The sequence below is a fragment of the Myroides odoratimimus genome, assembly GCF_030326305.1.
Lineage (GTDB): Bacteria > Bacteroidota > Bacteroidia > Flavobacteriales > Flavobacteriaceae > Flavobacterium > Flavobacterium odoratimimum_A.
Genome location: NZ_JACAKB010000013.1, coordinates 17500 through 33508 on the forward strand (window position 1 = coordinate 17500; position 16009 = coordinate 33508).

General features: G+C 35.3%; 11 protein-coding genes. 9 read left to right on the forward strand and 2 right to left on the reverse strand.

All coding sequences use genetic code 11. The features are described from left to right. Nucleotides 1-206 precede the first annotated feature (206 nt). From HX049_RS10690 to HX049_RS10715, 6 genes are all read left to right on the forward strand, one after another. Nucleotides 207-917 carry a hypothetical protein gene (locus HX049_RS10690; protein WP_286415790.1) on the forward strand — a complete coding sequence of 237 codons (711 nt, stop codon included), beginning with the start codon at nucleotides 207-209 and terminating at the stop codon, nucleotides 915-917. Between the two features lie 25 nt (nucleotides 918-942). Next, entirely contained in the window at nucleotides 943-1638 is a 696-nt protein-coding gene (locus HX049_RS10695; protein ID WP_286415791.1) for a hypothetical protein, read from the forward strand. Nucleotides 1639-1815: 177 nt separating this feature from the next. Continuing rightward, entirely contained in the window at nucleotides 1816-3381 is a 1566-nt protein-coding gene (locus HX049_RS10700; protein ID WP_286415792.1) for a M20/M25/M40 family metallo-hydrolase, read from the forward strand. Nucleotides 3382-3477: 96 nt separating this feature from the next. Further along, on the forward strand, nucleotides 3478-3807 hold the full coding sequence (locus HX049_RS10705; RefSeq protein WP_286415793.1) for a hypothetical protein: 330 nt from the start codon (nucleotides 3478-3480) through the stop codon (nucleotides 3805-3807). A 199-nt stretch (nucleotides 3808-4006) separates the two neighbouring features. Then, a complete protein-coding gene (locus HX049_RS10710) occupies nucleotides 4007-4438 on the forward strand; it encodes a hypothetical protein (RefSeq protein ID WP_286415794.1) in 432 nt (143 codons plus the stop codon). A gap of 116 nt (nucleotides 4439-4554) precedes the next feature. After that, nucleotides 4555-4932, forward strand: a complete 378-nt coding sequence (locus HX049_RS10715; RefSeq protein WP_131540195.1) for a hypothetical protein — start codon at nucleotides 4555-4557, stop codon at nucleotides 4930-4932. Between the two features lie 74 nt (nucleotides 4933-5006). On the opposite strand, the gene HX049_RS10720 is transcribed toward HX049_RS10715, so the two are convergent. Beyond that, nucleotides 5007-5957: an alkaline phosphatase family protein gene (locus tag HX049_RS10720; RefSeq protein WP_131540194.1), complete on the reverse strand. Its 951-nt coding sequence runs from the start codon at nucleotides 5955-5957 to the stop codon at nucleotides 5007-5009. 221 nt (nucleotides 5958-6178) lie between these two features. Here HX049_RS10720 and HX049_RS10725 point away from each other — a divergent pair, with 221 nt between their 5' ends. The 3 genes from HX049_RS10725 to HX049_RS10735 all read left to right on the forward strand — a co-directional run bounded on the left by HX049_RS10725 (nucleotide 6179) and on the right by HX049_RS10735 (nucleotide 13792). Then, nucleotides 6179-12070 carry an alpha-2-macroglobulin family protein gene (locus tag HX049_RS10725; protein ID WP_286415795.1) on the forward strand — a complete coding sequence of 1964 codons (5892 nt, stop codon included), beginning with the start codon at nucleotides 6179-6181 and terminating at the stop codon, nucleotides 12068-12070. A 133-nt stretch (nucleotides 12071-12203) separates the two neighbouring features. Continuing rightward, nucleotides 12204-13076: a pirin family protein gene (locus HX049_RS10730; RefSeq protein WP_286415796.1), complete on the forward strand. Its 873-nt coding sequence runs from the start codon at nucleotides 12204-12206 to the stop codon at nucleotides 13074-13076. Nucleotides 13077-13246: 170 nt separating this feature from the next. Continuing rightward, a complete protein-coding gene (locus HX049_RS10735; protein WP_286415797.1) occupies nucleotides 13247-13792 on the forward strand; it encodes a hypothetical protein in 546 nt (181 codons plus the stop codon). 141 nt (nucleotides 13793-13933) lie between these two features. On the opposite strand, the gene HX049_RS10740 is transcribed toward HX049_RS10735, so the two are convergent. Then, on the reverse strand, nucleotides 13934-15961 hold the full coding sequence (locus HX049_RS10740) for a M3 family metallopeptidase (protein WP_286415798.1): 2028 nt from the start codon (nucleotides 15959-15961) through the stop codon (nucleotides 13934-13936). Nucleotides 15962-16009: the final 48 nt, after the last annotated feature.

The window sequence follows — 16009 nt, forward strand, 5'->3', positions numbered from 1 at the left end:
TAATTAAAAATCTGCGCAAAGGTACATTTTCAAGATGGGGTATAGAAGTAGGAGGTATATTATTGTTAATCTCTTGTTTTACCTAGGTTAGGACTGCTTATTTTGATAAGAGATTTGGTAGAGAAAAATTAAGATGATAACGTTTTTCGTAATAATTTTAGAATAAGATAATGAAGGAATAGCGTATCTTTAACATAAAATTCGATATGAAAAGATGTGTGCTATTGATTTTGATACTATTGTTTTTACAGGCGTGTGATAAGGGGGTGGACGTTACCCCACCTACGGATTGGCGATTAGAGAATCTAAATGGACAAGTTAAATCTCGTACTATTTCGAGGTATAAACTAGGCTCTGATGAGGTAGAGGTAACAGTAATTACTTATAGTAAGGAAGGGTATTGTTTAGAGAGTGTGAATCGTACTTTTACTTCTAATGATAATAAAGTTAATTCTATATCAACTCAAGAGAATATAATAGTATATAAGGAATATATAGGAAATAAAAGAGAAGTTAATAAGCTTAATAAAGATCGTAAGTACATCTTTAAAGGTAGTATAACATGGGAGGCAGAAGATAGGTATATACATGAACGAACTTATCTTGGATACACCCCTATCTATGGAACACTAATAGTTAAACTTAATAAGGAAGGCAAAGTAGAATCTTTAAAATATAAGAGTCATAAGGAAGGTGAGTTTAGTCCTCATAGTAACTATAATGTAGTGTATAGCTATGGTGATAAGAATGAGCCTATTAGTTATGTGTTTAATGATATTGCCAATTCAGAAAAAAAAGAATTTTATTTAGTAGAAACAGGTTATGATGACAAAGGGAATATCTTAAAGTTAGAGTGTATTGACCGATCTGGGGAGTTAAATAATTATAAGGTCTATACGTATGAATATTACGATTAATAAAAAATAGCGAAAGGAAAAAGAAATGATGAAGCAGTTAATGTTGGTGCTAGCAGTGATGCTAGTAGGGTGTAAGTCAGAGGGGAGTACTACACCATATAGTGATGCCAAGTTAGAGGGAATTAGAGGAAGGGTAAAGACTGTAACAGAGGTCATACGTCTGTCTGATTCTAATGTTGTGTCACAGAGAATAAGTCTGTATGATGAGAACGGATATAAGATATCGATGGAGTCTCTAGACAATGAGTTAGATACTGAGTTGTTAGAATTTAGTAGTAATGGTATCCTTAAATACGAACCATATAATGGACAACAGCGCGTATTAAAAGGATATGACTACGAAGGAGCTGTGATAAGTGAAGCGATACAGAAGTGGTCTTCTCCTGCAGCCTATACCGTAGTTACATCTTATACTAATACTCCTTCTATGAGTAATACTATAAAAGGGGCAGTAGATAAAGAAGGAAAGGTAAGCTCTATGCAGATGATAGCAAAGAATGGAGAAAGTGTACAGATAAACTCATTGACAAAGTTTATGTATGATAATAGTGGATATCAGAATGGGTATATACAGAAAGACGTATTAACCTCTACGGATGCTAAATATATTGTAATGAATAAGGGATACGATAGTTATGGGAATATTACGAAGCAGGAAGTGTATGTAGAACGGGATGCGCTAGTAAGTGAGAAGGAGATTACGTATGAATATTATGATTAGCGTAGCTCTAATTATGTAAAGAAAAGTGATTAAAATTATGTGATGAGTATTTATAGAAACTAATTATTGTGAATTTTATTGTATAATCTAGTGTTTATGGTGAAATAGGCGATTATTAGTCTTAGAAGTATGGTTAAAATGTGTAATTTGCCCATCTTAAACTAAACACTAACCAATATGAAAATCACAAACGTAATCAGTAAGACGATTGCACATAGTGTACTAGGGGTGACCTTACTGTCTAGTGCGCTAGTATTAGCACAAAAACAAGATCCTATAGTAGAGGCTATCGTAAAAGAAGGAACTACTAATTCTCAGTTAAAGAAGTATGCATTTGAACTAATGGATGTCATCGGACCTCGCTTAGTAGGGACACCACAGATGATGCAAGCACATAATTGGGTGAAGGATCAGTACACTTCTATGGGCTTTGAGGCGCGTAATGAAGAGTATGGAACATGGAAGGCATGGGAGCGTGGTACTACACAGATCACGATGACTTCACCTCGTACTAAGTCATTAGAGGGAATGCAACTGGCATGGAGTCCTGCTTCTAAAAAAGGAGGAGTAGACGGAGAAGTAGTGATATTAGCTGATGTGGCTTCTCAGGCTGACTTTAATGCATGGTTACCTTCTGTAAAAGGGAAGTATGTCATGATCTCTATGCACCAACCTACAGGAAGACCAGACTACCAATGGCAAACTTTTGCTACTGAAGAGTCTTATACTAAAATGAAAGAAGAGAAAGCTGCAGCTGAGAAAGCGTGGGCTACTCGTATCAAAAATACAGGATATACAGCTAAGGAATTGCCTAAAGTATTAGAAGATGCAGGAGCTGCTGGTGTGCTAATGTCATACTGGACAGGTATTATGGGGTCTAATAGAATCTTTGGGGCAGAGACTAAAAAAGTACCTACTATAGATATCGCATTAGAAGATTATGGTATGCTATATCGATTAGCAGAGAATGGTAAGAAACCTCATATCCATGTGAATGCACAGTCAAAAGACCTTGGTACTACGAAGACATATAACACAATAGCTGAGCTTAAAGGTGGAGAGAAAGGAGATGAGTATGTAATCTTATCTGCACACTTAGATAGCTGGGATGGTGGTACAGGTGCTACGGATAACGGTACAGGTATCATCACGATGATGGAGGCTGCTCGTATCTTAAAAGCGGTATTGCCTAATCCTAAACGTACTATCCTAATCGGTAACTGGGGAAGTGAAGAGCAAGGATTAAATGGGTCTCGTGCTTTCGTAGCAGATCACCCAGAACTACACAATAAGATACAAGTAGTATTCAACCAAGATAACGGTACAGGACGTGTAGCTAATATCTCTGGACAAGGGTTCTTAAACTCTTATCAATATATTACAGACTGGTTATACGCAGTGCCTGAGAAATATAAGAAAGAGATTAAGACTCACTTCCCTGGATCGCCTTCAGGAGGTGGTTCAGATCACGTTTCATTTGTAAGTAAAGATATACCTGGATTTATGATGAGCTCATTGAGCTGGGGATATGGTAACTATACTTGGCATACAAACAGAGATACAGCTGACAAGATCGTTTATGACGATGTACAGAACAACGCTATTCTGATCGCTATCATGGCTTATAAAGCAAGTGAGGAGAAAGAGTTGGTATCTAGAGAAAAGATTGTTCTTCCATTAGACAGTAAAGGAGAACGTCAAGAGTGGCCAGAGTCAAAAGGACCTAAACGCACAAGTAACTAGATGATATAAAAAAAGAGCATTGCTGAGGTAATGCTCTTTTTTTGTTGTTAAAAGTTGCATAGAGTTGTTTAATTTTGGAGATATAAATATATAGATATGATCAAGTTGTTTTACTATGACGCTCTTACTGATCAAGGTCAAGAAGGAGAAGAGTCTAAGGTGGCTACAGAGCTAGAGGTAATCACGTGTTTTAAAAAGTTGTCGACAGAAGAAGGTACTTTTATTGGAATATTTAAGGGAGAGGACGATACTTTACAGTTCGGTTGGTTACGAGATGATATATGGATTATAGATATTCCGATAGTGAGTAAACAGGGATCTTATCAGAAGGAAGGGACTAGAGAAGAGTGTATAGAATTAATCAAGGAGCAATATAAGAACTTTGATTTGAGCTTCAGTCATAGTTATACATTTGAAGAATGGTAGTGAGTTTTATAGTAGTGTAAACTAGTTTTTATATTTAGTTTCTTGTATTGGTATCTGCTTTTTAATGACTATTTTAATAAACTATATTTTTTAATCTTAATTTTAGTGTTTTCTGTTTTGTATTTACGTTAAATAATATTTTTTTGATATAAACTTTTGTTGTTTTTATTTTACTTTGACGCCCTAAAATAATAATAACATGAAAAATATAAGTTTGGTTATCATGATGTTAGTCATGGTTTTTGTTACTGGATGTTCAAAAGAAGATTTAGAAGTAAACAATAAAGATGTCAGTATTCAATACAAGGGGACATCTATAGAAACTAGGAAAGCCAAGCAGTACACTAACTTTTACTTTACTATTAGGTCTACAGTGCGTACACCTATGCAAGGGTATGTAGAAGTAGTTACTATAAATAATGAGAAGATAAAGTCGGATAGATTTTCTCTTAATATGGGAGAACACAGAGAAGTTCTAGTGAAGAAAGAAGGAGTAGTAGTTGAAAGAGATTATGTAAAGGGCTATAAAGTGTATGCTACCCCAATCAACTTTGATGCATTTCCAAATCGCGGGATGCCTACAAGAGATTTCTTAACCCCACCGATGTATAAATTTCCAAAGGCAGGATAGATTGTCTCCATACTCTATACTGATGTGATACTTTTTGGGTTAATTATGTTAAAAATAGATTATTATATTTATTTTTTCATATAATATGTTTTTACTTTGCAGTAAAAATTATGGTTATGAGAAGTATAGGTTTGTTTTTAACATTGGCAATGTCTGTGTTTTTATTTAGTTGTTCATCAAGTGATGATGGTATGAAAAGCAACGAAAGAGATGTAATAGTAGAACTTGTAAATACGAATGTAGTTGTCAGGTCTTCAGTAGAATATACTAGCTTTAATTATAATGTTAAGTCTAGTGCAAATATTCCATTAGATGGACGAGTAGAAGTGACAACTATAAAAGATGAAAAGTATCAATCGGATTATTTTACTATATCTCCTAATGGTACTGTAAAAACTTCTGTATTAGTAAAAGGGAAAGTAGAGGTTAATTATGTGAAATCACATAAAGCATATACTAGAACTGCTAAAGGCAATGTGAATCCTGCATTTTAAAAATTATAGATTACAAATGTAAAAGAGGGGTGTCTTCATGAAGATACCCCTCTTTATGTGTTAAGTCACATGTTTTATTTAAATATGTCTTTTATCACTTTACCTTTACTGTAGTCTAATTTTATTCCTAGTAGTTCAGCCATTGTATTTGCTACATCTATTTGTTCATAACTACCTGTGCTTATTGTTGTATTTTGTTTGAAGTCTGGTCCCATAGCGAAGAATTCGATATGACGACATCCTAGACAATTATCTCCATGGTTGACAAAAGAATCTTTGACTCCATCTAAGTGACGTCCATGGTCATTTGATACCATTAGGGTTGTTTTGTCTTTATAATCTGGTTGAGATTGTAAGAAGTCCCAAATATCTTTAATGCTTTGATCAGTTGTTTTGATAGCTTGGATGTATTCATTCCATTTGTTAGCATGTCCATAGCTATCTACATCTTTTAAGTTAATAACAACTACATTAGGTTTGTCAGTTGTGATTACTTTTTTAAAGTTTTCGATAGTTACTTTATCTGCTCTATACCCTGTCCCATTACCAGCTACTCCTGCATCTGCTTTAGGCATATACTTATTATTCCAATCAGGGTTTTTAGTGTTATTTAGTACTTCTAATTTATCTTTAGATACTACCACCCAAGCTTTGCTGTTATCTTTCTTCGTTTGTTTTAACCACTGTTGTAATACAGAAGGATTAGTAGGAAGTTCTTTACCGTTATTCTTAATGCTGTCATATACACCTGTGATAAGGGCAGTGTGTCCTGCATTTGTATTGGTTAGTCCATTGTTTCTAAAATTGCTGATAAAAACTCCTTCTTTTAATAGAGCGATGCGGTTAGGGATATGTGCTTGTGTAGTCTCTTGCCAAGTCTCTGTCATTCTAGGTCCGTCGATAACTAGTAAAACGACATTTTCTGTTTGATACTTTTTGCTTTCTGGTTGTGCTGCTTTATTGTCATCACTAGAACATGATACTAGTGACACACATAAGATAAGGCTTAGAATAATTCTTTTCATAATGATGTTTTTGTATGTTACAAAGTAACTTCGATTAAGCTGTATTATACAAGTTATTCGCATTATGCATTTGTGAAGTATAAGTTACATAAACGTTCATGAAAAGGTGAACTCTAGGTGTTATTTAATGAAAGGATAATGACTATTTTACATCATTTACTGTACAAGTTTTTAGAAGTAATTTATAAAAACTCTATCTTTAAGGATTCAATTATAAAACTATGAAGAAGTTAGGTTTGTATCTTATGATTCTTGCTCCGATAATCGGCTTTGGACAAAGTTCGAATGGGAGAATACAGGAGTTGTGGAACATTATTCAGAAACAAGAAGAGAATGCTGAGGTAAAGAGCATGTTGCCCAATATACAAGAAGTAAAGAAGTTGTCTAAAAGGCATAATGATTATCCTAGTATGATAAAAGCGATGTTCTATGAGGCAAGAGTAAACATCTTAGTAAGTGAAGATGATAAGTATGATATCAATATCATTATTAAGCAATTCGCTGAAGAAAGAAGAAATGCTAAAGGTGCTACAAAGGCTATTATAGATACCTATATAGCTGAGATATTTAAGCTGTATTACTCTGCTAATAGATATAAACTTAGGAATAGAACAACATTAGAACAAAGTACTGCTTCTGGTATAGCCTACTGGACAGCTGATGAGTTTAAAAAAGAAATAGAAAAGTATTATCAAAGTGGTCTTTCTCTAGCTGCTAAAGAGCAAGGAGAGTCTATCGATAACTGGGGAGATATGTTTAGCTCTAATGCTTCTAAGTTAGGTGCTAGTAGAGCTAAACTTACAGTTTATGATGCATTGCGTTTAAATTACTTAGATAATCTACAGTATAATTCATTTGATTTGTCAGATGAAGAACGTAGAGCGTTAGAACAAAAAAAGCAAGAGTTAAAAGCAGCTATCCTAAAAGATATAAAAGCTAAGAATGATGCTACGCTCTATGTGTATATAGAGATGTATCTAGCGGCTACTATAGAATCTAGTGAGCATCGCAAAGAGAAGTTTGAAAACCTATTAGCAGCGTATCCTAATGAGCCTCTTGTGTATGAGGGGTATGCTAATTATCTAAATGGAGTAGAACTAGTAGCTCTAATAGATAAGGCTTTAAAGTTATTTCCTAATACAAAGACGGCAGAGAACCTAAGTGCACTGAAGAAGTATACAGAACGCAAACAATACACTTATAATATCAATAAGTATGTATTAGATAATCAGGCTATACCTCTGAGTATAGGTCATCAGAATGGCGACAAGATCTATGTACGTGTGTATAAGAACAATAGTTCTAAGAGAAGTAACAATATACCTTTCCACAATGGAGTAGAAGGATACAATAGATTAAATAAAGAATATACTGCTATAGATACTTATACAGTTCAGTTGAGCACATTTAATGATTATGAAATGCACAAAACTGTGGTAGCGTTAAATGCGTTAGATACAGGTAGGTATTTTATAGCATTCTCTAATGTTCCTTTTGATGAGATTAAAGAAGGGGAGTCTGATGTACAAGTAACCCTTGTCAATGTGACTCCTAATATTATAGAAATTAACGAAGGAAAATTACGCGCTTATAATAGAAGAACAGGTAAGCCATTAAGCAATATCAGTATTCACATCGCTAATGAAGATGAGAAGAGAGTAAATAGTAATTATTGGGAAACGGTGATAACGACAGACTCTAATGGAGAGGCTAATCTTGATTTTGCTAAATCTGATAGATATCTCTATGCTAATATAAAGGGAGAAGAGGTATATTATTCTTCTTATGTGTATAGTCGTTATAAACAAGAAGAAAAAGAAGATAATGTACAGTATAAAGCGACTGTACTAACAGATAGAGGTATCTATAGACCAGGACAAGTCCTGTATTTTAAATCTATAGTTTCTAAAAAGAGTAAGCTGAGTGAACAGGTAGTTGCTAAGGCACAAGTATCTATAAAGCTATATGACCCTAATGGGAAGGAATTGACCACACAACAATTAGTTACAAATGAGTTTGGTTCTGTCAATGGACAGTTTGTATTACCATCATTAGGTAGATTAGGTAACTATAGTGTGGAGGTTATACTAGGAGAGGAGACTGTAGGATGGAGTCATCTGTCAGTAGAAGAGTATAAACGTCCGAAATTTGAAGTAGAGTTCGAAAAACCTAAAGAGATCTATAAACTAAATGAGAATGTAACTGTAGAAGGAAGTGCAAAGGCTTTCTTAGGAGCTAATATAGATAAGGCAAAAGTAGTTTATAGAGTAGAGAGACAAGAGATATGGCCTTATTGGATATGTGGGCCTTATTATCCAAGTAGATATCTGAATCCTGAGACAATGATTCAGGGAGAGACAATAACGGATGAGAAAGGAAAGTTTACTATCAGCTTTAAGGCGTTGCCTAAAGAAGAAAAAGAAAGTACCCTGCCTCGTACATTTACTTATTATATCTATGCGGATGTAATAGACCAGAATGGAGAAACACATAGCAGTAGTGTAGATGTAGTAGTAGGAGAGAAGAATATAGAGCTAGCTGTTAATCTTCCTTTTATTTCTACAGTAAAGGATTTGAGTAAGTTTACGATTAGTACGAAGAACCTAAATGGGATAGACTATGCTTCTCAAGGAGAGTTAAGCATATTCCCTCTATTAGCTCCTAATCCTGAGCGTATTTCTGATAATTTTGGTTTAGATAAAGGAGATTATAAGTTGTATGATTACAATGAGTTTATCTCTCTATTCCCTCATTTAGATTACGGAGATGAGAAAGATACAGCGCAGTGGGGAATAGGTAATTCTGTGTTTAGTACATCATTTAATACAGCAGATACAAAAGAGGTAGTATTTAAGGGGGCTAAACAATTATCTTCAGGTACTTATATTGTCAAAGGATATGTATATGAGAATGGTGAGAAGAATGAGATAGAGAAACGCTTTACATTAAGAAATGAGGAGTCAAAAGAGTATTCAAAGGTCTTAGTAGAATTAAAAGCAGAGGACAAAGTATACAGAGTAGGAGAGAAAGCTAGTGTAGAGATACGCAGTGCTGAGAATAATACGTATGCATTCGTAGAAGTAAAAGCAAATGGTAAACAGGTTTATCAAAAAGTGATGAAGATCAATAAGAGAGGTTCGTCAATAGATATTCCTATTAAACAGGATTATAAGGTAGTAGATGTTTATGCATTAGCATTAAAGCATAATATAGCAGCACAAGACGCGGCTAGCATTACTCTAAAAGGAGAAGAGAGTAAGCTGTCTTTAGTTATAGAGTCTTTTAGAGACAAGGTAGAGCCTGGGGCTAAAGAAAAATGGTCTTTAAAAGTAAAAGGGAAAGAGAAGGAGCAAGTGGTATCTGAAATATTAGCTACTATGTATGATGCTTCTTTAGATCAGTTCGTATCACATAGTCTAAATACGACTCTTAAAGTTCCTGTACATTATTACAACAGACCTTCGTTTAGTATGTATGATTTTAGTAATATCAAGGGAATAAGTTACTTTAATTCATTAGCAAGTGAGACAGTAGATTATACTGATTTTATAATAGATAGACCAATCGTATTTAATACTTACGGATTAAACTTCCAACCTAAAGTAAGAATTGGTTCTGGGACGATGCGAGTGAGAGGGATGAGTATGGTGAGTGCTACGAGTGGAGATGCAATGGCTAAAAATATAGTAGCTCCTACTGTTGCATTTAAGGAAGAGTTAAAAGAAAATGCTATTATAAATGAGTATAAGGATGTAAGTACTGGTGGAAGCAGTGTAGAAAAAACAGATGCTCCTGCACCGACTATTCGTAAAAACTTACAAGAGACAGCTTTCTTTTACCCTACGCTAAAGACAGATGAGAATGGTGATGTGAAGTTCGAGTTCACAATGCCTGAAGCTTTGACTAAATGGAAGTTTATGGCTTTTGCTCATACTAAGGATTTGCGTAGTGACTATGCAGAAAAAGAAGTAGTAACTCAAAAAGAGTTAATGGTAGTTCCTAACTTACCTCGTTTCTTACGACAAGGAGATAAATTAACTTTATCTACAAAAGTAGTTAATCTATCTGATGCTAATAGAAAAGGTAAAGCTACTCTTCAACTGTTTAATGCTTATACGAATGAGTTGTTAGTAGAGAAAACAGGAGAGTTCTCTGTCAATAAAGAAGAGTCAAGTGCTGTAAGTTGGGATATAGAAGTTCCGAATAGCGTAGATGTAGTCTCTTGTAGAATAATAGCTGTGTCAGATAATTATAGTGATGGAGAAGAGTCTGTGCTACCGGTATTGACTAATAGAATGCTAGTAACAGAGACGATGCCTATCTATATCAAAGAAGGACAGAATAAGATATTCAAGTTTAAGGAGTATGAAGCGAATAGAAGTAATACTCTACAGAATCATAAATTGACATTAGAGTTAACGACTAATCCAATTTGGAATGCTGTGTTTGCTTTACCATATTTACAAGAATATCCTTATGATAGTTCTGAGCAAGTGTTTAGTAAAGTGTTTGCTAATGCTGTTGCAACGAAAATATTAAATGACAATCCTAAGATTAAGACTGTTTTTGATCAATGGAATGTAAAAGGAGAAATGTCTTCTAAGTTAGAACAGAATCAAGAGCTGAAGAGCGTGCTGTTAGCTGAGTCGCCATGGGTGAGAGAAGCAACAAGTGAGGCTGAGCAAATGAAGCGTATGGCAGTCTTGTTTGATTTGAATAAAATGCAATATGACCTTCAGTCGGATATCGATAAGTTAATCGAGCAACAAAACGAGGATGGAGGATTCTCTTGGTTTAAAGGAGGGAAATCAGATAACTATATTACACAAACTATTGTAGAAGGTTTTGGTAATCTGAAACGCATAGGTGCAATGAATGCTCCTTGGGCAAGTGATGTGAATTATATTTCGATGCTAAAGAGAGCAATAGAGTATATGGATCAAGCGCAATATAGAGAGTATGAAGAGCAAGTGAAGTTTGGTGTAAAAGGTAAAGTACCAAGTTTAGGTACGCACTATTTATACGCACGTAGTTATTTTATAGGGGATTTCGGTATCAATGAGAAATACTCTCCTATGATAACTGCTATTCGTCAAAGTATCGAGAGTGAGAAACCTGCTAATAATCTTTATCAAGAGGCTATACGAGCTGTGATAGCAAAGAGATTTGGTTCTGATAAAAAGGCAGAGAGTATTGTTAAGGGGATTATGGAGACAGCAGTAGAGTCTGATGAGATGGGAATGTATTGGAAGAATAATATTGCAGGATGGTTATGGTATCAGGCTCCTATCGAAACTCAAGTGGCAATTTTAGAAGCTACCAACGAGGTAAATAAAGAGAAATACGCTAATGCAATAGAACAGATGAAAGTTTGGTTACTAAAGAATAAACAAACTACTGGATGGAGATCTACTAAAGCAACTACAAAGGCTGTATATGCCTTATTAAATACGGGTAGGTCTTGGCTAGATGCAGAGCAAGGTATTGAAGTAAAAGTAGGAGGATATCCTATAGACACAGAAGCAAATGCTCAGGCGGGTAGTGGTTATATCAAACAGAGTTGGTCTAAAGCAGAGTTGACAGCTAAAAAAGGTATTGTAGAAGTAAGTAAGACCTCTCCTGGTATTGCTTATGGTGCGATGTACTGGCAGTACTTCGAAGATTTAGATGCTATTAATACAGCAGAGACAGGTATTAAGCTAACTAAAAAGCTTTATATAAAAGCGAATACAGAGCAAGGTCAAGTACTGCGTGAGATCACTAAAGAGTCTCCGATTAAAGTAGGTGATGTAGTGACAGTACGTTTAGAGATAAGTGCAGATAGGGATATGGATTATGTTCACTTAAAAGATATGCGTGCTAGTGGCTTTGAACCTACGAATGTTCTATCAGGGTATAGATGGAAAGGAGAGTTCGGATATTATGAAGAGACAAGAGATGCTTCTACGAACTTCTTTATATCGAGATTGAGAAAAGGAAGCTATGTATTCGAGTATGAGTTAAGAGCTAATGTAAGTGGTCAATTCTCTAATGGTATTACAACTATGCAGAGTATGTACGCACCAGAAATGAGTGCTCATAGCGAAGGCATCAGAGTAGAGATTAAGAACTAGTGTAACTAGATAAATAAACAGAAGGAGGTTTGCTGAGGTAAACCTCCTTTTTTATGAGGTATACTTCTTGTTGTAGGTTAAGTGTTTAAAGGTTGATGAGGTTGTAAATTTGTAATACAAAAAACAAAGAGATATGAAAACAAGAAATATTAAACAAGTAGTAAAACCACAACCAGCACACTTTGTAGGAGATGGTTTTAGAGTGCACAACTTTATTCCAAGTATGCCTAATATGAATATGCAACAGATGGATCCGTTTATCATGTTTGACTATAATTCTAAATACACATTTGGGCCTTCAGAAATCCCAAGAGGTGTAGGAGTACACCCACATAAAGGATTTGAGACTGTTACGATAGCATATAAAGGACGTGTAGAGCATGGAGATAGCAGTGGTGGTGGAGGTATCATAGGAGAAGGTGATGTACAATGGATGACTGCAGCGTCAGGAGTTTTACACAAAGAGTTTCATGAAACAGAATGGAGTAAAACAGGAGGTGAGTTTCAAATGGTACAGTTATGGGTAAACTTAAAGAGAGAGGATAAAAAAGGGCCTGCTAAATATCAAGCAATAGAACATGATAAAATGGCCAAATATACATTGCCTAATGGAGAAGGAGTAATTGAAGTAATAGCAGGAGACTATAATGGAACTAAAGGAACAGCTTCTACATTCTCACCAATTCACATGTACAATTTAAAAGCTAAAGCAGGTACAAATACTAGCTTTAGTTTTCCTTCAGGGTATACTACTTTATTGTTAGTATTAGAGGGTGAAGTAAAAGTAAATGGAACAGTAGTAGCTACAGATCATGTGGCTCATATGGAGAGAGAAGGAGAAGAGTTTACAGTAGAAGTTACTAAAGATGCTGTAGCCTTAGTAATCTCTGGAGAGCCTTTAAATGAACCAATAGCACATTATGGACCATTCGTAATGAATACAACAGATGAGTTAGTACAAGCAGTAGATGACTTTAACTCTGGGAAGTTTGGAGATCTAGTATAATAATAAATTTCATAATAAGTAAGGAGACTATATTTTTATAGTGGTTTTGTTTTGGTGAAAGGAGAGGTATTGATTATCTCTCCTTTCTTTTTTGGAGTGTAAAATAGCTGTTTATAGCTATTGCATATTTACTAGGTATATTTTTACATTTGTCGTATTAATCGGTAGGTATGAAAAAAGTAGGAATTACATTATTTGCACTAACACTTTTAACAGTTAGTTGCAAGGATAAAGAGGGGCAAACAGAAGTAGTAGAAGAGACTCAAATCGTGATTCCTCAAGTACAGCCAGAGACAGCTGACTTAAAGTTAGCCGCAGACAATATGGATGTCTATATGGAGTCAGAAGATAAGATGATGGTAACTTTAGGAGATGCAGATCAATTGCGTCTTCAAAAAGCAATACAAATCATCGGAAATATGAATGTCATTTATACTGATGATGATGGAATAGATCATGATAAGACTGATGCAGCTTTCTTAAAAAAGGTAGGGGGTAAAACTTTTAAAGAAGTATGTAAAGTAGCAGAAGGATATCTTAAAGCTGATCAACAACGCGAGTTAGACCGTATCAATAGAATATTAGGGAGTATAAAGGATCCTAAAGCAGATGCTGATGTAGAGCGTTATAATGAGGCACAACACGATCTTAAAGAAGCTAATAAAATACCTATTACACTAGATGCTTATACCTATAGCGAAGAGTGTTTTTTGTAGAGACGGCAATAAATTGCGTCTACCACATACTAACCACAATATTGATAATCTTCTATATTAAACAACTAAGCCCATTGCATTGCAATGGGCTTAGTTGTTTAATGGTCTACAGCTGTTAACTGTAAACCGTTGACCATTAACCTATAACAATCCCGCTCTTTTTAATAAAGCATCAGGAGTAGGTTCTTGACCTCTGAATTTTTTGTACAATGTCATTGGGTGATCAGTTCCCCCTTGAGATAAAACATAATCTTTAAACTTAGTAGCTACTTCTTTATTGAAGATGCCATTAGCCTTAAAGTATGCGAATGCGTCAGCATCCAATACCTCCGCCCATTTATAGCTGTAGTATCCAGATGAGTAACCACCTTGGAAGATATGAGAGAATGAAGTACTCATTGCATTCTCTTTTACATCAGGATATTGTTGTGTAGAAGCAAATTGTTTTGTTTCGAAGTCTTTTAGACTTGTGATAGCCGTAGGGTCTTGACCATGCCATCCCATATCTAATAGACCGAAGCTCAACTGACGTACTGTAGCTATCCCCTCTAAGAAGCTCGCACTCTCTTTGATCTTTGCTACTAATTCCATAGGGATAGTCTCTCCTGTTTGGTAATGTTTAGCGAATAGCTCTAAAGCTTCTTTTTCGTAACACCAGTTCTCCATCACTTGACTTGGCAACTCTACGAAGTCCCAATATACATTAGTTCCAGATAACGATGGGTAAGTCGTGTTTGCTAACATACCGTGTAATGCATGCCCAAACTCGTGGAATAGCGTTGTTACTTCGTTAAATGTAAGCAATGAAGGCTTAGTAGCAGTTGGCTTAGTGAAGTTACACACGATAGAGATATGCGGTCTTTCATTGATACCGTCTTTGATATATTGGTTTTTGAATGAAGTCATCCAAGCGCCGTTTCTCTTTCCTTTGCGTGGGAAGAAGTCTGTGTAGAATACAGCTATGAAATCTCCTTGCTCATTCGTTACCTCGAATGTACGCACATCTGCGTGGTACTTCTCTATAGTCTGTACTTCTGTAAACACTAATCCGTATAACTTATTGGCTACTTGGTAAGCACCGTCTAATACATTCTCTAATTGGAAGTATGGTTTAAGTAATTCGTCATCTAAGCTAAAGCGCTCTTGTTTTAACTTCTCAGAGTAGTATGAACCATCCCATTTTTGCAATACATCAATGTTGTCTATCTTCTTTGCAAAAGCAGTTAATTCTGCAAACTCTTTATCAGCAGCAGGCTTAGCCTTTGCTAATAACTCTTCTAAGAAAGCATTTACCTTATCAGGGCTCTGTGCCATACGCTCTTCTAATACGAAGTGAGCATGTGTAGCATATCCCAGTAGATTAGCTCTCTCATGACGTAGGTTTACAATCTTTAAGACATTAGCTTCATTGTTATGCTCATTATCTTGAAAGGCTTTTTTACCTGAAGCGATAGCCATCTCTTTACGCAACTCACGATTATCAGCATAGGTCATAAAAGGGATATAACTAGGATAATCTAATGTGAATACCCATCCTTCTTTACCTTCTTGTTCAGCTAAAGCTCTTGCTTCTTCTACAGCACCTTCAGGAAGACCAGCTAAGTCTTTTTCCTCTGTGATGTGCAGTTGGAATTTATGTGTTTCTGCTAATACGTTTTCTCCAAACTTCAACGCAGTTGTAGATAACTCTGCATCTATTGCTCTTAATCTTTCTTTTTTATCTTCTGATAACAATGCACCATTGCGGACAAAGCTTTTATAATTCTTTGTCAATAAGGTTTCTTGTTCTATAGTAAGGTTCAGTGTCTCTTTTTGTTCATAAACTGCTTTTACGCGTTTAAATAACTCTTCGTTTAAGGAGATGTCATTGCTTAGTGCTGATAGCATTGGAGCTACCTCTTGTGCTATTTTCTGCATCTCATCATTTGTCTCAGCTGAGTTCAGGTTAAAGAAGATATTAGACAATACATCTAATTCCATCCCTGAGTAAGCTAATGCTTCTAGTGTATTCTCAAAGGTAGGTGTTGTAGCGTTAGCAGTAATAGCGTCTATCTCTGCTTTTGTATCTTGTATTGCTTTTTGGAAAGCAGGTATATAGTCTTCCGTTTTAATTTGAGTAAATGGTGCTGTACCATGTACGGTGTTAAATGGATTGTTCAATGCCGACATATTTTCTAATTTATTTTTATACTATAAAAGTAAGTTTTTTTTTAAATA